General features: G+C 61.6%; 17 protein-coding genes. 2 read left to right on the top strand and 15 right to left on the bottom strand.

Features of this window, described 5'->3' with window-relative positions:
• Positions 1 to 8: 8 nt before the first annotated feature.
• The gene (locus ABGT66_RS05665) at positions 9 to 374 is read right to left on the bottom strand and encodes a hypothetical protein (RefSeq protein WP_346689405.1); all 366 of its coding nucleotides are present in this window, start codon (positions 372 to 374) and stop codon (positions 9 to 11) included.
• A 145-nt stretch (positions 375 to 519) separates the two neighbouring features.
• Here ABGT66_RS05665 and ABGT66_RS05660 point away from each other — a divergent pair, with 145 nt between their 5' ends.
• Entirely contained in the window at positions 520 to 1,002 is a 483-nt protein-coding gene (locus ABGT66_RS05660; RefSeq protein WP_346689403.1) for a YadA-like family protein, read from the top strand.
• Between the two features lie 643 nt (positions 1,003 to 1,645).
• Positions 1,646 to 2,641, top strand: coding sequence for an NAD(P)H-dependent glycerol-3-phosphate dehydrogenase (locus ABGT66_RS05655; protein ID WP_303147463.1), 996 nt, complete (start codon positions 1,646 to 1,648; stop codon positions 2,639 to 2,641).
• Positions 2,642 to 2,776: 135 nt separating this feature from the next.
• On the opposite strand, the gene ABGT66_RS05650 is transcribed toward ABGT66_RS05655, so the two are convergent.
• The 14 genes from ABGT66_RS05650 to dctP (ABGT66_RS05585) form a co-directional block, all read right to left on the bottom strand.
• Positions 2,777 to 3,508 (bottom strand): NAD-dependent deacylase, encoded by a 732-nt coding sequence (locus tag ABGT66_RS05650; RefSeq protein ID WP_294192931.1) that lies wholly within the window; start codon positions 3,506 to 3,508, stop codon positions 2,777 to 2,779.
• Positions 3,501 to 3,722, bottom strand: coding sequence for a DUF1653 domain-containing protein (locus tag ABGT66_RS05645; protein WP_294192929.1), 222 nt, complete (start codon positions 3,720 to 3,722; stop codon positions 3,501 to 3,503). The genes ABGT66_RS05650 and ABGT66_RS05645 overlap by 8 nt, the downstream gene beginning before the upstream one ends.
• Positions 3,700 to 4,173 carry a nickel insertion protein gene (larC, locus tag ABGT66_RS05640; RefSeq protein WP_346689401.1) on the bottom strand — a complete coding sequence of 158 codons (474 nt, stop codon included), beginning with the start codon at positions 4,171 to 4,173 and terminating at the stop codon, positions 3,700 to 3,702. The genes ABGT66_RS05645 and larC overlap by 23 nt, the downstream gene beginning before the upstream one ends.
• 169 nt (positions 4,174 to 4,342) lie before the next feature.
• Positions 4,343 to 5,332, bottom strand: coding sequence for a radical SAM protein (locus ABGT66_RS05635; protein WP_346689399.1), 990 nt, complete (start codon positions 5,330 to 5,332; stop codon positions 4,343 to 4,345).
• On the bottom strand, positions 5,329 to 5,769 hold the full coding sequence (locus tag ABGT66_RS05630; protein WP_346689398.1) for a C-GCAxxG-C-C family protein: 441 nt from the start codon (positions 5,767 to 5,769) through the stop codon (positions 5,329 to 5,331). Before ABGT66_RS05630 ends, ABGT66_RS05635 begins: the two co-directional genes overlap by 4 nt.
• A gap of 235 nt (positions 5,770 to 6,004) precedes the next feature.
• Positions 6,005 to 7,324 carry a glycine/betaine/sarcosine/D-proline family reductase selenoprotein B gene (locus ABGT66_RS05625; protein WP_346689396.1) on the bottom strand — a complete coding sequence of 440 codons (1,320 nt, stop codon included), beginning with the start codon at positions 7,322 to 7,324 and terminating at the stop codon, positions 6,005 to 6,007.
• A 13-nt stretch (positions 7,325 to 7,337) separates the two neighbouring features.
• Positions 7,338 to 8,603 (bottom strand): glycine/sarcosine/betaine reductase component B subunit, encoded by a 1,266-nt coding sequence (locus tag ABGT66_RS05620; RefSeq protein ID WP_346689395.1) that lies wholly within the window; start codon positions 8,601 to 8,603, stop codon positions 7,338 to 7,340.
• Positions 8,604 to 8,694: 91 nt separating this feature from the next.
• Positions 8,695 to 9,963 carry a nickel-dependent lactate racemase gene (gene larA, locus ABGT66_RS05615; RefSeq protein ID WP_346689394.1) on the bottom strand — a complete coding sequence of 423 codons (1,269 nt, stop codon included), beginning with the start codon at positions 9,961 to 9,963 and terminating at the stop codon, positions 8,695 to 8,697.
• 12 nt (positions 9,964 to 9,975) lie between these two features.
• Entirely contained in the window at positions 9,976 to 10,728 is a 753-nt protein-coding gene (locus ABGT66_RS05610) for an alpha/beta fold hydrolase (protein WP_294192906.1), read from the bottom strand.
• A gap of 42 nt (positions 10,729 to 10,770) precedes the next feature.
• A complete protein-coding gene (locus ABGT66_RS05605) occupies positions 10,771 to 12,057 on the bottom strand; it encodes a TRAP transporter large permease (RefSeq protein ID WP_346689392.1) in 1,287 nt (428 codons plus the stop codon).
• Between the two features lie 3 nt (positions 12,058 to 12,060).
• On the bottom strand, positions 12,061 to 12,555 hold the full coding sequence (locus tag ABGT66_RS05600) for a TRAP transporter small permease (RefSeq protein WP_346689390.1): 495 nt from the start codon (positions 12,553 to 12,555) through the stop codon (positions 12,061 to 12,063).
• A 104-nt stretch (positions 12,556 to 12,659) separates the two neighbouring features.
• A complete protein-coding gene (dctP, locus tag ABGT66_RS05595) occupies positions 12,660 to 13,661 on the bottom strand; it encodes a TRAP transporter substrate-binding protein DctP (protein WP_346689388.1) in 1,002 nt (333 codons plus the stop codon).
• Positions 13,662 to 13,924: 263 nt separating this feature from the next.
• Positions 13,925 to 15,019 carry a helix-turn-helix domain-containing protein gene (locus ABGT66_RS05590; RefSeq protein WP_346689386.1) on the bottom strand — a complete coding sequence of 365 codons (1,095 nt, stop codon included), beginning with the start codon at positions 15,017 to 15,019 and terminating at the stop codon, positions 13,925 to 13,927.
• Positions 15,000 to 17,045 (bottom strand): TRAP transporter substrate-binding protein DctP, encoded by a 2,046-nt coding sequence (dctP, locus tag ABGT66_RS05585; RefSeq protein ID WP_346689384.1) that lies wholly within the window; start codon positions 17,043 to 17,045, stop codon positions 15,000 to 15,002. The genes ABGT66_RS05590 and dctP (ABGT66_RS05585) overlap by 20 nt, the downstream gene beginning before the upstream one ends.
• Positions 17,046 to 17,123: the final 78 nt, after the last annotated feature.

Here is a 17,123-nt window from a genome sequence, read left to right as displayed (position 1 = left end):
TTCGAGGATTACTTGGTATTCGAGCTGTCTAAAAGAATATATTCCTTTGTTCGACCATCTCCTTTCACCTCGTAGCCTTTTTTTAATCTTGCTTCAGCCACTTTTGCTTTTATCAGCTCGATAATGAGTTCTTTTTTAGTCATAGACTCATAATCTGAGATGTCAGGCTGGCTTTCGGAAGGCTTGTAAACATAGCAGCCTGTGTTATTCCCAGAGGATTTAGGCGGCAGACTGTTGGAATCACGATACATGCGCATGTAGTCCCTTGCAGTGTCGTCGCTGATGCCGTAGGCTTCCGCAGCCTCATAACGGCTCATTGTACCTTCATAAACCTTTCGCCCTATCTCAAGACGTTCTTCCTTCGTGTACCGCATGGCAGGCCTCCTGTACATATAAGCACTATGCTTATGACTCAAGATATGATTGTCATGTACTGAAAACAATTATATCTTGTCTCACTTTTACCCCCTTCGTGTACAGGATTAGTTTAGCAGTGCACTCTGGGACGCCTATCAGCGTATGGACGCGATGGGCGGCGACATCTACCGCCGCATGGACGACCTGCGCGAGGATGTGAATATCGTCGGAGCGCACGCGGCGGCTCTCTCCGGGCTTCACCCGATCGACTATAACCCATACGAGCCGACGACGCTTTCCGCCGCGATAGGCACCTACCGCGACGAGTACGCGGTGGCGGTCGGAGTTTTCCACTACACGCGCGAGAACGTGATGTTCAACCTCGGCGCGTCGCTCTGCTCCGACGGCGACATCATGGGCCGCGCGGGCGTGAGCTTCACCGTCGGCAAATCCTCCGACAAGCCGAAGGTCGCGGGGACGATGAACGGCCTGCGCAATCAGGTCATCGCTATGCAGGCGAAGCTCGACGAGCTTGAGGCCGAGAAGAAAAAGGACAAGGAACTGCTTCGCAGAAATGAAGAGATTATGAAGCAGAACGCGGAGCTTATCCGCGAGCTTACGAAGAAGCTAGAAGCGAAGAGGTAAACGCTTCGCCTAAAGCCGCGCTCCCAACAGCGCACGGCGGGGAAGCCCGGCGCTCCCCCGCCGTTTTCTAGTCACTTAACAACACAACACAAACTATGTCATGCCAGCAATTTTTAGGCTGGCATCTCATCCATTCATCGTTAGAGACAGAAACGAAGCGTATATGCTGTTCAGAGAACTCCATCTCGCGTTCAATGCCGGAGGCCCCTGAGGGTCCGCCCCGCTTCATCGGGCGCAAAAACATTCAGGGGCGACATAGTGAGAAGCGTATCACCGCTCTGCTGTCTCTAACGTTCGGGACGGAGGCCCCGGCGGGCCTGCCCCGCTTCACCGGGCACTAAAAATTGCCGGGGCGACATAATTGTTTCGTTTTTTAGTTAAGGTACTATATGAATCCGTCGCGCCACTGCTGGCGCGTGAGTTGAAACGCTTATGTTGCGTTTAATGTGCAGACAGCGAGCCGCTCCTCGAACCGGGCGGGAGAGCGGAGCATTGGAGCCGGAGCGGTATTACGCCGCTCCGGCTTTTTGCATCCAATGCGCGCGCGGACGCGGCGGCGGCTCTCGTCCCCCGCTGTGCTATAATGAAAAAGTCCAGAGGCCGCGCGGGCGCGCGGCGAGTGAAGGTGAACGGAGGAAGCGATATGAATATAACTATCCTCGGCGCGGGGAGCTTCGGAACGGCGATGGCCGTGCATCTCGCGTCGCTCGGCAACGAAGCGCTCATGTGGACGATAGACGAGAGCCAGGCGAAGGCTATTACGGAGACGCGGCGCAACAATTTCTGCTTCCGCGAGACGGAGCTGCCGCGCAGCGTGAACTGCACGACGGACCTCGACGCCGCGCTGAATTTTTCCGACAGGTACATTATGGCGATTCCTACGCAGTTTGTGCGCGAGGTCTGCGAGAAGGTCGCATCCCGCGGCGAACGCGAGGGGCATATCCTCAACTTAGCAAAAGGCATAGAGATTTCGACGGGCGACCTGCTTCACAGGGTTTACGCGGAGTGCTGCCCGTTCCTCAAATATTCGGCGCTCTCGGGGCCGAGCCACGCGGAGGAGGTCCTAGTGGGCCGTCCGACGACGGTGGCGCTCGCCTCGGTTGACGAGGACGAGGCCAGGGGCTGGCAGGAGATCGTCAGCGGCAACAACTTCCGCGTCTACACGGGGACGGACGTCATCGGCCTCGAGGTCGGCGGCGCGACGAAGAACATCTACGCTGTCGCGGCGGGCATCGCTAAGGCGCTCGACCTCGGAGACAACGCGATGGCGGCGCTCGCGTCGCGCGGCCTTGCGGAGATTATGCGCTTCGGCGCGAAGCTCGGCGCTTCGCCGCTTACGCTCTCCGGGCTCGCGGGCGTCGGCGACTTAATCGTCACCTGCTACAGCATGTTCTCGCGCAATTTCCGCCTCGGCCTCGCGATAGGCAACGGCATGAGCTTCGAGGAGGCTGTCGAGTCTCTCGGGCAGGTCGCGGAGGGAGCCTACACGGTGCGCGCCGTCGTCGAGAACAGCAAGAAGTTCGGCGTCGAGATGCCGATAGCCGAAGCGGTCTACCGCGTGCTTTACAAGGGCGAGCGTCCGCAGGAGCTTATAAAGGAGCTTTTCGCGCGTCCGCTGAAGCCGGAGATGAGGCTGTAAAAATTCCAGAGCCGCGCTCCTGAAGGGCGCGCCGGAAAACGTATAAACGCAGCGCGCCGCTGGCATTTCGCCGCGGCGCGATGCGTTTTTCTTTATGCGCGGCGCTTCGAGGGCGGCGCGCGCTTTTCATTTCTTTTACGGCAGCTCGACGTACTTCTCCACTTCGGTGAGGAACGCGCCGATGCCTTCGTGTACCACGATGTCGGCCATGCCGTCGAGCGGCGTCGGGTCGCGGTTGATTATCACGAGCTCCGCTCCGTTCATCTTCGCCTCGCGCGGGAAGTAATTCGCGGGAGAGACGACGAGCGACGAGCCGAGCACTATAAAGGTGCGGCAACGGCGGCTGAGCTCGTCGGCGGCTTCAAGCGCGCGCTGCGGCAGCATTTCGCCGAAGAGCACGACGCTCGGGCGCAGGTGTCCTCCGCAGTGCGGGCAGGGCTTTCCGGCGAGGAAGTCGTCTCTGTCCCCGGGCCTGCCGCAGCTGTGGCAGTAGACCGGTTCGAGGCTTCCGTGCAGTTCCCAGACGTTGACGGAGCCGGCCTTCTGGTGCAGGCGGTCGACGTTCTGCGTTATGACGCCGTCGACGTAGCCGCGCTTTTCCCATTCGGCTATAAGCTTGTGGCCGACGTTCGGCTGCACCTCGTCTGGCACGAAGAGGCGCGCCTTGTAAAATTCGAGAAATTCGTCGTAGTTGCTCTCGAGCACGCCGACGGAGGCGAGCCGCGTCGGGTCCGCGTGCGCCCATATTCCGTCCTTCGAGCGGAAGTCCATGAGGCCGGACTCCGTGCTGAGCCCCGCGCCGCTGAATATCGCGACGCCCCTGCCGCGTATGAGCGCGGCGACCTGTTTCGCCATTTCTTCACTCATTGTCAGCCCTCCAGTCGTCTTCTATCTCCTGAAAGCGCGGCACAAGCGCGCCGTTCACCTCGACGTTTTCAAAAAACATCTTCTTCGGCCTAATCCAAAGGCCGCTGTCGTTGTAGAGCGGGCGGTAGACGACGAACTCCTCCTCGGTCTCCGAGTGGCGCGCTATGCCTATGAACTCGTACTCGCCGCCCTTAAAGTGTCTGAATTTCCGCATCTTCCGCCACCGCCGCGCGCACGGCGCTCATCGAAAGCCCCGTCTCGCGCGCTATCCTTCTCACGTCGTCGTACTCGGGCATCTCCTTGATTACAGCGCCGCCGAGCGTCCCGCGCTTCACGCGCACGTTTCCGAAGCGCGTCTCAATCGTGCGCACCTCGCGCGCGAGCATGAGCCGCTCCACCTCGTTCATGCGCACGCCGAGCGTCGTCGTGTGGCGCAGCACGAGCTCCGCGATTCGCTCTTTATCCTCGGGCAGCGCGAGCGCGCAGAGCTTCACCGCGGGACGGTTCTTCTTCATCTGTATCTGCTCGAACCACACGTCGAGCGCCCCGGCCGAAAGCAGAAGCTCCATCGCCGCGCCGAGGTCCTCGCCCGTCATGTCGTCTATGTTCGCGCATATTTCAACGGCGCGCCCCGCAACGAGGCCGCCGGATTTTTCCTCCGCCACAGCACCACCGCCTTCGCCCTTATTTTATCTCAAAGCAGCGGAATTTGCCCGCCGCGCGCGCGTTTCATGCGGGCGTATGCGCGGCGCAAAAGAAATATGAAAACCGCCGGGACGCGAGAGATGCACGCTCCGGCGGTTTTTCGTTTCTTATTTATTCGCCGCCTCCGCGTTACTGCGCGGGCGGCAGCGATATCTCGTAGCCAGCGGCGGCGAGCATTTCCCTCGCGCGCGCCATGTCCACGCCGGCCCAGTCCTTTTCCGAAAAGTCGGAGTCGCGCGGTATCGCGCCGGACTCCACGACCATGACGTTCGCGCCGCTTTCGAGCGCCTCGGGCGTCGCCTTGTGGACGCATATGTCGCGCACCGCCGAGCCGCCCGAGAGGCGCAGCGCCGCGACGACGTGCGCTAGGCGCGGGCCGCTTATCATCGGAGACGAGCCGAAGGGCGTGCCCTCGACGGGGAAGCGCGCCATAGCGCCGCATATCTTCGCGCCGCAGGCGGCGGCGTTCAGGAAGCTGTCCGCTATTTCCTCGTCCGTGTGCTCGCAGCCGAGCGGCTCCACAAGGCTGACGAGCGTCATGCCGGAGGCGGAGACGTTCTTCATCGTCGCGATTCGCTCCGCGGGGTTGAAGGGCGTGTCCGTCCCCTCGCGCAGCCGCAGCGCGTGGTAGACGCCGTAAACGCCCGCCGCCTTCGCCTTTGCTGCCGCGGCCGCGTCGAGCTCGCCCGTGTTCAGCACTATAGCGTAGCCGCCGGGAATCTCCGCGCGTATCTCGGGGATGAAGCCGAGCAGCCGGTCGAGGTCGTAGAACTCCGTCGTGCGCAGGATGACGTACGCCGCGCCGTTCTCCGCGTACTGGCGCACATGACTGAAAATTTCCTCCTGCCCGACGTGGCGCGGCTCGCGCACGATTCCCCACTTCTCGCCGAAAGAGCAGAACTTGCAGTTCATCGTGCAGGGCGCGTAGTCCATGCCGACGGCGCACCAGATGTAGCCCCTGCCGCCCGCGATTTTATCCGCGGCCTCGCGAGCAGCCGCGCGCAGATATTCGTCGTCCGCGCTTCCGATTTCGACGCCGAGCAGAGAGACTATCTCCGCGCGCGAAAGCGCTTCGCCCGCGAGGCACTTAGCCTTGCACTCGTCGATGAAGCCCCTCATTCTTCGTCAAGCTCTTTCAGTATCGCGCAGGCGTCGCAGACCGCGGGCGCGCAGACGGACTGAAAGAGGCCGCGCTCGACCGCGGCTTTGAGCTCCTCGGGGCGCGCGGGGTCGAGGCCGCCGAGCATCTTCGTGCACTCGAGGCTCCCCCAGCGCTCCGCGAAGCGCCGCTCGAACTCAGCTTTCTTCTCTTTCAGCAGCACTATCTTATCGGCCTCGCCGGGCGCTCCGTTGCCGTACTTCAGCCCAAGCGCCATATACGCGCCCGTAACGCAGCCGCAGAGCCCCGCATGCTCCATGCCAGAGCCGAAGCACGACGCTATCCTGCGCGCCGTCGCTTCGTCAAATCCCTGTTCGCGCGCCGCCTCGCCGAAAACCTGCATCGAGCAGCAAACGCCCGCGAAAAATCCCTGTAAGACCTCTTCCTCTTTCAGCATAACGCAATCCTCCGTAACTCGCGGCCTTTGCGCGCCGCGCAAGAAATCAGACTAAATCCAATAGACTTACTCTAATATGCGCGCTGCAAAAATTCAACTACGCGCTTTTGCACGGCTGTGCAAAAAGCAAAAAATTCGCCGCTCCGCGTCGTTTGCGCCGCATACTAAAAAGCTCCGCGGGACGCGAAGGTCCGCGGAGCTTTCGTAGGTTTACGGTTCCGTCGTGAATTATGCGCTATTCGGATACGACAGCGCGCGCGCCGTCGTGCGGGCTCCGTTCGAGCAGCGAGAGGGCCTTTTCGACCATCTCGCGGCGGTAGTCGACTTCCTTGTCGTGCGGAAGCGACGGGTTGCCGAAGACGTGAAGGACGCTGTTGCCGCGAAGAATTCTGTTCGCGCCTATGCCTTCGGAGATTTTCGTAAGGTTCGTGACGTGGACGACGGGGATTCCCGCGCGCTGTATTTCTTTGGTCATCACTGCGCCGCAGCGTGAGCTCGTTCCTCAGGTGGAGGTGAGGATCACGGCGTCGACGTGGTCTTCGAGCAGCGCGTGCGCTATGCCTTCGCCGAGCTTCTTGCTCATGTCGAGCGGCGTCATAACGCCCGCGGTCATGTAGTAGTGGTCGAGCAGCGCGCCGATGCGCCCTTTTTTGACCTCTTCGCGCAGGCAGTCGACGGGGACGAGGCGGTTCGGGTCCTGGAGCACGAAGGCGTTGTTGTAGCCCTGGTGGCTGACCTCGTAGTCCTCGGCCTTGAGGCTCTCCTGTCCCGCGAAGGAATAGCAGCGCCAGTTCTTCGAGTTGGTCGGCGGCATCCTGTCGGGGTTGCCGCGCGGCACGAGGCCGCCGTCGGTGACGACCGCGACGAGGCACTCGGAGAGCGGCTTTGAAAGAACAGGCACGGGGATCTCTTCGTGGTTCGGCATGACGACCTCTGTGCGGAACGGCCTGCCGTAATATTTGTTGAGCAGCATGTCCACGCCGCGCTTGCATGCGGGCGTCGAGTAGTCTATCTCTATCGCCGGGCCGCTGCCGTGGTAGCCCTCCTGCCGCCCGTCGCGTATCGTCTCGCCCGAGGCGAGCCGGAGGCCGAACTCGACGAGGCGGCTCATCGCGTCCTTCATGTTCTTCGCGTTATTGTCGGTCTGCACGATGTAGCAGCGGTTCTTGTAGAGGTCGGTGCCGGGGTTCTCGGAGAAGAGCGCCGTCGCGCAGGGGATTTTTAGCTGTTCCTGCACCGCCGCGGTGAGCGCGGCGCAGGCTATGCCGTAGCGGCCCGCGTTGAAGCCGGGGCCCGCGAGTACGAGGTCGGGCTTGACCTCGCGGATTATGTCGAGTATCTGCGGGATGACTTCCGCCTGATGCTCGGAGATGTAGTTGTCGCCGCATATCACGGTCTTGACGATTTCGCCGCGTCCCGCGAGCACCGCCTTCATCAGCATTCCGGGGCCGACGGGGCCGTCTTTGGCCGAGAGGCCGACGCTCGCCTTGTCCTCGCCGCCGATGCCTCCGTAGAACTGGTTTATGTAGTGGAGTATTCTTAATGTCTCCGCCATGAAACGTCCCTCCTTACTTCCATTCCAGGTCGGCGTCCGCCGTCCGGAAGTAGTCGCCTATCTGAGACCAGCAGCCGCAGAGCGCGTAGTTCGTCGTGTGCGTGAAGGGCCCCCACGGGTTGTAGCCGAGCAGGCAGGGCACGTTCGCGTGTTCGCCGATGAGGCGGTCGACCTTCGGGTGCTCGACGTCCCAGTTGCGCCCGCTGCTTATCACAGCGTCTACGCGCGGATCTGCGATTACGAGCATGTCGCCGGGCTCGTAGTTGGAGACTGCGGCCTGGTTGCTTATCGCGGGCATTCCGAACTTCTCCATCCAGTTGAAGGCGAGCGCGGAGTCGAGCTGCGCGTGGCCCATGCCGGATTTGTTGACGACTACGCAGTCGGCGCGCAGCGTGTCGCGGCAGAGGCGCGCTCCTATCATGCCCATAGTCTCCTTGCCGTCGAGGCGCATGACGTTGTTTGCGAATACGCATCCTACGAACTCGAGGTCTTTGCCGTGGCGGTTGAGCAGCTCTTTGATGTACATCTCGTTCTGAAGATAGTAGTTCGGCTCCCAGTAGCGCCATACCATCGCGCCGTCGAGTATCTCGGTCGGCTGCACGACCATCGGCAGAAAGCCGAGCGCGCTCTGCCCGTAGAAGAGGAAGTTCCACGTGTCGTGCGAGGCAAGGTGCGTTGCGAAATATGCGACGCGCGGCAGACGTTTTTCGCCCGGCTTGTATTCGATCGGGTTCCACTCGAAACGTTCAGAGTAGTCCGCCTTCTGCCCGAGGCCGAGTTTCGCGAGGTAGACGTTCGCCTTCAGCGACGCGAGCTTCAGCGCCTCGGCGTAGCTGGCGTCGCTGACGCCCTCTGCGGGCTCCGCGTCTATGCAGACGTGGAAGTGCTTCGAGAAATGCGAGTAGCGCGCCGCCTGTCCGCCCATGTCGAGGTAATATTTGATGTTGCACTTCGCGTAGTAGATGTCGGAGACTACGACGCCCTTGAGCGCGAGCGTCTTTCCCTCGCCCGCGGGCGCGAGCTTGCCGAGTATGCCGGGGTAGCTCTCCTCGGGATGCTCGACCTTGCAGCGCGGCTGCATAACGTCGTGTATCGCGAGGATGCGGCAGCTCTCGCCGGGAGCGGCGAGCTCTATGTCGAGGCGCGAGAAGAGGTCGCTCGCGCAGAGCGCGCGCAGCTCGTCGCGGTTTATCGTCAGCACGCCGTTTTCGAGCGAGGATTTTTCTCCGAAACGCACGGAACGGACGTATATATAGTCTATTTCAAAGGGTTTCGCCATGTTTCCACTCCTTTTGGGGAAACGCCGCCCCGGACCCCCGCGCAACGGCAAAGGCGGGGGCTTTCGGAGCGGCATATTCTGTTGTGCGGTTTTATTGTTTGATTATCAGTGAGACTCCGTTGGGGATGACGGCGACGCGCGCGGAAGCGCCCTTCAGCGCGCGGGCGCGCGCGTAGGCCTCCTCGAGGGAGGGCGCGTATTCCATCTTCATCGCGTTGACTGCTTCTTCCATCTCTTTGCGCGCGACGAAATAGACGTGGTGCTTTTCGAGTATGCGCGCGAGAATCTGATACTGCCACTGGTCGGGCACGGTTTCGTCCATCGGCACGCGGCGTATCTCTTCGAGCAGCTCCTCGGGGTTCGCGCACTCGCTGAGCGCCTTGTAGAAGCTGTCGCCGCCGATGCCGTCGGCGCACTCGGCGCAGATTATAAGCGCGGCTCCGTCCGCCGCGGCGTCGGCCGCCGTCGTAAGCCCCTTGACGGCCTGGTAGGCGTTCTGGTCGAGCGGAGCGCCGCCGTTCGACGTTATGACGATATCGGCCTTTTGCTTCTGCTCCACCTCGCAGTACCGCGCGAGGTACGCGCATCCTGCATGGTGCGCCTCTATCGGGTCGCCCGCGAAAGCCGCGACTACCTCGTGCGCCTCGTTGACGACGACGTTGACGATATAGGCGAGCTTCGCCATGCGCGCGGCGCGCTCCATGTCGCGGTTGATCGGGTTGCCGTCGATGACGCCCATGCGCGCCTTCGGGTCGTCTATGAAGTCGGCGCAGTGGTTGCCGAGCACCGTAACGCGGCTGCATACGCCGGGAAGGATGCTCTTGCGCCCGCCCGAGTAGCCCGCGAAGAAATGCGGCTCAATGAAGCCCTCGGAGACGACGAGGTCGGCCTGCGCGACGAGCGAGTTGACGACGAGGCGCGCGCCCGAGGGCAGCGGGCCGAGGTCTGTGAGCGGCGATGAATCGCAGTCGTGGACTACGATGTGTTCGCGCGAGACTATATCCTCGCCGAGCTTGTGAACGAGCTCCTCCGGCGTCGTGCCGCGGTGGCAGCCGGTCGCTACGAGCATCGTTATCTCGATGTCCGGGGTCCCCGCGCGCAGCTCCTCGAGCATGAACGGCACAATATCTTTGCTCGGCACGGGGCGCGTGTGGTCGCTTATGATGAGCACGGCGTTTTTCTTTCCCGCCGCGAGCTCGCGGAGCTTCGGCGAGCCTATCGGGGAATCCATAGCCGCGCGCACAATCGCGCCGCCGTCGGCTCCGGCCTCAAGCTCCTGAATCTTCGACTCGAGCAGCTCGAAGCCCTCTTCAATGCTCAGCGTCTGGAACGTTTTCCCGTAAGGGATTTTTATCTCCATTGCCTCACCCTCTCAGTCAAGCTGATTTTTCAAGAACTCCAGAGTCTTCTCGTAAGCGTGCTTCTTCCACGGCAGCGAGAGGAAACGGTGGTTGGCCCCCTCGACGATGTCCAGCTCGCAGCTGTCTCCGTAGACCTTCTTCAAGGCGTAGGCGCTCTCGACAGGGATGTCGACGTCGCCGGTTCCGTGGATGAGCAGCACCGGCTTGTCGTAGCCCTTCACCATCTCGAGGAAGTCCATGCCCGCGCACTCGTCCATGAATTCGCGCGAGAGCTCGAGGCCGTCGATGTCCCAGCCGCGCTCGGTCGGCCCGCGCATCGTGCGCGTGCGCTGTCCCGCCTGGAAGAGCATCGTGAGCGCCGTAGACCATCCGAAGGTCGCCTTCGGCTGTATGTGCGGAGCTTCGACGAGCGCGAGAAGCGCGCCGAGGCTGTGGCCGCCGAGGAACATGTTCTTCGTGTCGACGTAGGGCTGTTCGCTCGCCCACTTGTAAATAGCGGCGGTCTCGTTCATCTCGCTGCCGATGGTCATTTCATAGAACTCGCCTTCGCTCTCGCCCGTTCCGTAGAAGTCGTAGCGCACGACGCAGAAGCCCTCTTTGACCGCCATGCGGACGAACTCCTCGTAAAGCCTCTGCGGCCCCGTCTTCCACACCGTGAAGCCGTGGAGGAAGACTATCGTCGGGAAAGGCCCGCCCGCGTCGGGCATGCGCACGTTGCCGCGCAGAAGACGCCCGTTTACGTCCAACTCATTCGCCAAGTACATTTTAACCTATCTCCTTAACTGTCGCGAAATCTCGCAAAAAATTTACCATGGAATCATTCCGAAGACTTTCGGAAGAATCAGCACCGTGTCCGGAATCAGAATCATAACCGCGAGGACTATGTAGAGTATCACGACCTGCACGATTACCTGCTTCATCGCCTGTTCGAGCGAAACGCCAGCTATCTTCATCGTTATGAAAAGGTTCGGCCCCATAGGAGGCGTGAGCATACCGATGCAGAGGTTGACGACCATCATGACGCCGATGAATATTTCGTGATAGCCGAGAGCCTTGAGTATCGGGACGATGATCGGCGCGAAGAGTATTACGCCAGAGTTCGTATCGATGAACATGCCGACGATGAGCAGTATGAAGTTCAGTATCAGCATGATGAGCACCTTGCTGTCCGTGAAAGAAAGTATCGCGGCGCTTATCTGGTTCGGAATGTCGGCGAGCGTCAGGATGCGTCCGAAGGTGTTCGCGCCGCCGAAGAGGATCATTATCGTCGCGGAGGTTATCGCCGCGTCGACGAAGGCTTCCTTGAGGCCGTCCCAGGTCAGCGTCTTGTATATGAAGGTGCTGACCGCGAGCGAGTAGACGACTCCGACGACCGCTGACTCGGTCGGCGTGAAGATGCCCGTGTAGATACCGCCGAGGACGATGACCGGCATGAGCAGAGCGCCGAGTCCTTCGCGGACGGCCTTCATCGTGCCGCCGGAAGAGGGCTTGCCGCGGTAGTTATGTTTCTTTGAGTAGAGCTTGTTGTAGATGATAAGGCCGAGGCCCATCATTATTCCAGGGATTACGCCGCCCATGAAGAGCGTCGTCGTCGAGCAGCCTATCGTGACGGCGTACATGATCATAGGAATGCTCGGCGGGATGACCGGCCCTATCGTCGAGCCCGAGGCGAGCAACGTCGCAGAGTACTCAGCGCCGTAGCCCTGCTTCATCATAGCGGGGATCATTATGCCGCCGATGGCCGCCGCGGTCGCCGGGCCGGAGCCCGAGATGGCCGCGAAGAGCATACTCGCTATCATGGCCGAGGTGCCGAGGCCGCCCGCGGAGTCGCCCGTTACAGATTCCGCAACCTTGACGAGCTTCTGCGCGAGGCCCGAGGTCGACATCAGCGTGCCGACGAGCATGAAGAACGGTATCGCCATCAGCGCGAAGGAGTCGCAGCTCTTGACCATCGACTGCGCGAGCATCATGTCCATCATCTGCCCGGGGAAGTAGGCCATGAAGACGGCGAGCGTCGAGATGGCGAGCCCCGCGAAGATAGGAACGGTGAGGAAGAGAAGCACCAGAAGTGTGCCGATGAGTAACGCTATCATAATTTACGCCTCCTTGTGCTTTGCAGCGGCGGTCGATCTGTAACGGCGCTGGATGACCCTGAGCGTGAAGCCGGCCATGCCGAGCACGCCCGAGAGGTAGAGCGTCCACGAGGGCAGCCACGTCATCGCCGGGAAGACCTGGCCCGTCGACATGACGCGCATCATGACGCCGAAGATTTTGTACGTGAGAAGGCATCCGAAGAGGACGACGATGACGTCGCCGATGAGGAACACCGTCTTCGCGCGCTCCTCGCCGAAGACCATGTTCGCGACCGTCACCTGGAGGTGCGAGCTCGTCTTGCCCGCGAGGCTGACGCCGGCGAAGGTCATCCAGACGAAGAGGTAACGCGCGGCCTGCTCCGACCACGTCGCCGTGTAGTGGAAGCAGAAGCGCGTGACGACGTTTACGAAAAGAATCACCGTGAGTATGCTGAAGATGACGATTATCATCGCGATCTCTATCTTGTCGTACCACGGAGCTTTTTTGTCGATTAACATGAGATTCTCCTTTTTTTGAGACAACAAAGGGGAGAGCATGGGAAGCCATACTCTCCCCGCGGCTTCAAAAACCTATGCGGTTTTATCGTTCGCAGCGTGAAGGATTAGTGCTTGGCGTTGACGGCCTCGACAGCCTTGACGGCGTCGGATCCAGTCTGTCCCTGCTCCTTCACGAATTCGTCGTAGACGGGCTGCGCCGCTTTGCGGAACTCGGCGCGCTGCTCGGGCGTGAGCTGGATGACGGTCGTGCCGCTCTTCTTGACCTGCTCGCGGAAGATATCGTCGTCCTTGCGGACTTCGGCGCGCTCCCACTTGACCGCTTCGACGGCGGCTTCTTTGATTATCTTCTTCTGGTTATCGTCGAGTCTCTTCCAGGTGATTGTGGAGATGATGAGCGGGCAGGCGTCATAGATATGGCCCGTCTCGACGACGTACTTCTGTACTTCATAGAAGCGCGAGTTGACTATGTTCGTGTAGGGGTTCTCCTGCGCGTCGATTGTTCCCTGCTGAAGCGCGGTGTAGAGCTCGGACATGGCCATCGGTATCGCGGAAGCGCCGAGCGTGTTGAAGTGAGCCATGTGATATTTGCTGTCCATCGTGCGGATCTTGATGCCGGCTACGTCGGCGGGCTTCGTTACTTCTTTGTTGCAGGTGAGGTGGCGCCAGCTCTGCGTCATCCAGCCGAGGAGGTAGAAGCCCTGCGGTTCGAGCGCCTTGCCTACGTTGTCGCCGAGAGGACCGTCGAGGACTTCTTCAGCAGCGGCCTCGTTCTTGAAGAGGTAGGGCAGGTCGAAGATCGCGGTGCTCGGAGTGAAGCCGGAGAGCGCGGCGACCGACGGGGCCATCATGTCGAGCGAGCCGAACTGGAGCTGCTCCATCATAGCGGTGTTGTCGCCGAGCGAGGAGTTCGGGAAGACCTGGATTTTGAGCTCGCCGCCGGACTTATCGGAAACGAGCTTCGCGAAATAGTCGAGCCCCTTGTCAAGGCTGCTGTTGTCGGCGACGACGTGTCCGAGTCTCAGAGTCGTCGCGGCCTCGGCCTGTCCCGCGAAAGCCGCGGAGGCCATCATGAGGGCCATTACTGCGGAGATGACAAACCTTTTCATAATTACTACGTCCCTTCGTTATTTTTATTTCGGGCGAAAGCCCATAAAACCATCAGTCCGCCCGTCGTACGCCCGGCCGTCCTGATTTTTGCCTTTTTACCGGCGATTCCGCCGTCGCTCCTATTTTTATCTCACGCTATATATTCTATAGCCATGTGAAAAATTTTCCATATTGCCGTTTTCTAACAAAAAGGCGAATAAAATGTGCACGGAGCACATATATCCGTTCGCGCGCCTCAATGCGGAAAAACGCAGCGCAGTAATCAGCAATATCGCCTAATGTAGGCGCAGACAAGCATCAGGAGGAATTTATCGGCGTCCTTGTGCAGCGGGTCGAGGCCGAGCAGCTCGCGCAGGCGCGCAGCGCGCAGCGTGACTGTGTTTCTGTGCACATACATCTTCTCTGCCGTCAGGATCACGTTCATGTCGTTCGCGATGAGCGCCTCTGCCGTCGCGGCGAGCTCAGGCTCCGCGCGCAGTTTCTCGGCGTAGGGCGCGAGGAAGTGGCGCAGGCGCGCCGGCTCCGTCTTCTGGAAGGTGTATTCGAGAATATAGTCCGACGCATAAACAACGCCGCCCGCCGCGCCGGATGCCTTCGCCCACTCGCCAGCGATGAGCGCCGCCTCGAGGCTCAGCCGGTATTCTTCGGGCTGGCGCGCGTAGGTGCCCGCCATGACCGTCGGGCGGAAGCCGCAGCGCGTCTCTATCCTTTCGGCGAGCGCGCGCAGATATCCGTCGAGCTGGCTCTTGACCGAGCGCCCGTCCTCTTCGAGGCAGCGGCATATAACGAGCCGCCCCTCGCTCGTCACGCCGCAGATGTCCTGCTCACCCGCGCCGCGGAAGCGCGAGGCCGCGAGCGCCGCTTCCCCGAGCTTCGCAGGAGCTCCGGCGACGACGCACACCGCGCGCGGTATCTCGAGGCTCTTCCCCTGCTCTTCGGCGAGCAGGAAGGTGTAGACCTTCATCTCCTGCGTGTCGGTGTAGAGCAGGTTGTTCAGAAGCTGGCTCTCGCCGCGCGGCGCGCGCTCCGCGCCTTCGCCCTCCGCGCCGCGCGCGGCGGCCTGCGCGAGCGAGTCGAGCATCAGCATCGGCTGCGCGGCGCTCGAATAATCTTCGGCGCGCAGATAGAGCGCGAGCATGTGCGACGGCGGCAGAGGAAGCTGCACACGGTAGAAAAGCTTCCCTCCGTCGGAGAAGACGGCGGCCTCCTTGCGCGCCCCGGCGGAAAGCGGCGGGCGCGCGCAGCTTAGCTTCTCCGTCTTCGCCGTCTCGACGCCGCCCTCCGTCAGCACGACGTCGCCGCGAGGGAAGGCGGCGCAGGCCATACGGAAAAGCCGTTCAGCGTCCGCCCGCGGCATAGCTTCTCTTCGCTTTCATGATGCGCGTCAGGAAGTCGCGCCTCGGCTCCGTCTCGTAGAGCGGACGGACGGTGGCGCGCCACATGGCCTCCTCCTCCGCCGTGGGGACGACTGCCTTCATGCCGAGGCGCAGCAGCTCGTTCTTCGCCGCGAGGTTGCTTTCGGCCTGGCGGCGGAGCACCCACGCGCCGCTCTCGTCGACCGCCTCGCGCAGCATCTTCTGCTTCTCAGCGTCGAGCTCAAGCCACGACCGCTGCGAGAAGCAGAGCGCCTCCATGCTGTACCACATGCGCAGCTCCGTGACGAATTCCTGATATTTGTAGAATTCCATGTCGAGTATGTTCTTGTAGGGATTTTCCTGGCTGTCTATCATCTTTGATGCGAGCGCGTCCTTTATGTTGTTGTAGTAAATCTGTATCGGCACCGCTCCGAGGCGCGCGAAGCAGTTTCTTATGGACGGCGAGGCGAGTATGCGTATGCGCCGCCCGCGCAGGTCCTCGGGCGTACGTATCGGCGAGCCGCTCGACGTGATGTAGCGCCAGCCGAGCGACCAGAGGCTCGGACAGATTATGCCCGCCTCGTCGAGGCCGTCGCGCAGCTCGGGAAGTATCACCTCGCGCGCAAGATAGTCCGCCTCCTCCACGGAGTCGAAGAGGAACGGAAGATGCAGCGTGAACACCTTGTTGTCGGTGTAGGGGCAGAGCGCTATCGCGGAGCTGACGACTATGTTCAGCGCGCCGGACATGAGCATCCCGAGCAGCTTGTAGTTGTCGCCAGAGGTAGAGATGGTGTGCATGTTTATCTGGAAGCTGCCGCCGCTCTTTTTGTAAAGCAGCTCGGAGAGGTGCTTCAGCCCGTCGCTGACGACGCTGCCCGGCTGGACTATGACGCCGCCGTTCCAGACGGTCTTCTTCGTCCTGTGCAGCACGCAGGCGCGCAGCGCGACGCGGTCGCGCACGCTGTGCAGCGGGTCGAGCGCGGTGTTTTCCTTCATCTTCCTCATGCGCTGCAAAATCGTGTTGCGGTGTACGGAGAGCGCTCCGGCGCAGCGTATCGGGCTGCAGTCCTCCTCGGAGAGCGCCGCGGCCGTCTCCGCCATTTCGCGCCCCGCGCCGAGCGCCGACGAGATGTCGCGCGTCAGGCTCCTGCGCGCCGCGCCGTCGAGATTTGAAAAAAGCCATTCGAATATGAAGTCGTCTATGAACAGGCACTCGCCGCTTTCGCCCATGCCGCCGCGCCTCGAATAAAGGTAGGCCGCCTCGCTGTAGCTGTTGTGCAGCAGCTCCGCGCGCGGGTAGACGCTTCCGGCGCAGACGGAGAGCTTCGCGCCCTCGGGCAGAAGCTCAGCGACGCGGCGCGCCGTCTGCTCGATCTCTCGCGTGCGGGCCGCGCGTTCCTCGTCCGCCGCGGCCTTGAATACTATCATCTGCCCAGCATCGGCGCAGCCGTATATATCCTGCGCGCCGAAGAGCCCAAGCTCGCCAGCACGGTGCTCTATCGCGGCGAAAGGCCCTTCGCCTTCCGTCCCGCCGCCTGATGCGGCGAAGAGCACGGCGCAGCGCGGAACGTCGCGCTGGTAGCCGAGCGCGCTCAGGTACGACTCCGCCTCTGAATCTATGCGCCCGGAGCCGGCGAGCTGGCTGACGAGCATCGTGCGCCTGCGCTCCGGCGCGGCGGCATCCTCCTCAACGTCCAGTCCGCACTCCGCCGCGATCAGCACCTTCATATAATCGGCGGCGGCCTCGCCGCGTCCATCCGGCGTTATTACATAGCACAGCGTGCGCCCGCCGCGCTCTACCGGAACGATGCGCAGCGAAAGCTCCGCGGCTCGCTGTTCGGCTCTGGCTTCGCCGCCGGCGCACGCTGCGAGCGACGCGGCGCTTTTTCCGAACTGGCCGTCGTCGTTGAGAAGCAGCCGCACGTTCAGCCCCGCGTCCGCGACGCAGAGCGGCGTGTCCACAGCCTGCGACGCGGCGCGCGCGACCGCCTCGACCGTCGATTCTTTAAGCATGTAAGCAGTTTCCACCGGCGCACCGCCCTTCGCCCGCCGCCTCCGCGCGTGGATTCCCGCGCAAATTGCGCGGCGGCTCTTCTCATTCTAGTA

It is taken from the genome of uncultured Cloacibacillus sp., from assembly GCF_963926575.1.
In the GTDB taxonomy this organism is placed as follows: Bacteria; Synergistota; Synergistia; order Synergistales; family Synergistaceae; genus Caccocola; species Caccocola faecigallinarum.
This window is presented reverse-complemented; position numbering and strand designations above follow the sequence as displayed.

Excerpts from the sequence above, each read along its gene's own strand:
- ABGT66_RS05665 (WP_346689405.1), bottom strand. The coding sequence starts at position 374 with ATGCGGTACACGAAGGAAGAACGTCTTGAGATAGGGCGAAAGGTTTAT.
- ABGT66_RS05660 (WP_346689403.1), top strand. The coding sequence starts at position 520 with ATGGACGCGATGGGCGGCGACATCTACCGCCGCATGGACGACCTGCGC.
- ABGT66_RS05655 (WP_303147463.1), top strand. The coding sequence starts at position 1,646 with ATGAATATAACTATCCTCGGCGCGGGGAGCTTCGGAACGGCGATGGCC.
- ABGT66_RS05650 (WP_294192931.1), bottom strand. The coding sequence starts at position 3,508 with ATGAGTGAAGAAATGGCGAAACAGGTCGCCGCGCTCATACGCGGCAGG.
- ABGT66_RS05645 (WP_294192929.1), bottom strand. The coding sequence starts at position 3,722 with ATGCGGAAATTCAGACACTTTAAGGGCGGCGAGTACGAGTTCATAGGC.
- ABGT66_RS05635 (WP_346689399.1), bottom strand. The coding sequence starts at position 5,332 with ATGAGGGGCTTCATCGACGAGTGCAAGGCTAAGTGCCTCGCGGGCGAA.
- ABGT66_RS05630 (WP_346689398.1), bottom strand. The coding sequence starts at position 5,769 with ATGCTGAAAGAGGAAGAGGTCTTACAGGGATTTTTCGCGGGCGTTTGC.
- ABGT66_RS05620 (WP_346689395.1), bottom strand. The coding sequence starts at position 8,603 with ATGGCGAAACCCTTTGAAATAGACTATATATACGTCCGTTCCGTGCGT.
- larA (WP_346689394.1), bottom strand. The coding sequence starts at position 9,963 with ATGGAGATAAAAATCCCTTACGGGAAAACGTTCCAGACGCTGAGCATT.
- ABGT66_RS05610 (WP_294192906.1), bottom strand. The coding sequence starts at position 10,728 with ATGTACTTGGCGAATGAGTTGGACGTAAACGGGCGTCTTCTGCGCGGC.
- ABGT66_RS05605 (WP_346689392.1), bottom strand. The coding sequence starts at position 12,057 with ATGATAGCGTTACTCATCGGCACACTTCTGGTGCTTCTCTTCCTCACC.
- ABGT66_RS05600 (WP_346689390.1), bottom strand. The coding sequence starts at position 12,555 with ATGTTAATCGACAAAAAAGCTCCGTGGTACGACAAGATAGAGATCGCG.
- dctP (WP_346689388.1), bottom strand. The coding sequence starts at position 13,661 with ATGAAAAGGTTTGTCATCTCCGCAGTAATGGCCCTCATGATGGCCTCC.
- ABGT66_RS05590 (WP_346689386.1), bottom strand. The coding sequence starts at position 15,019 with ATGCCGCGGGCGGACGCTGAACGGCTTTTCCGTATGGCCTGCGCCGCC.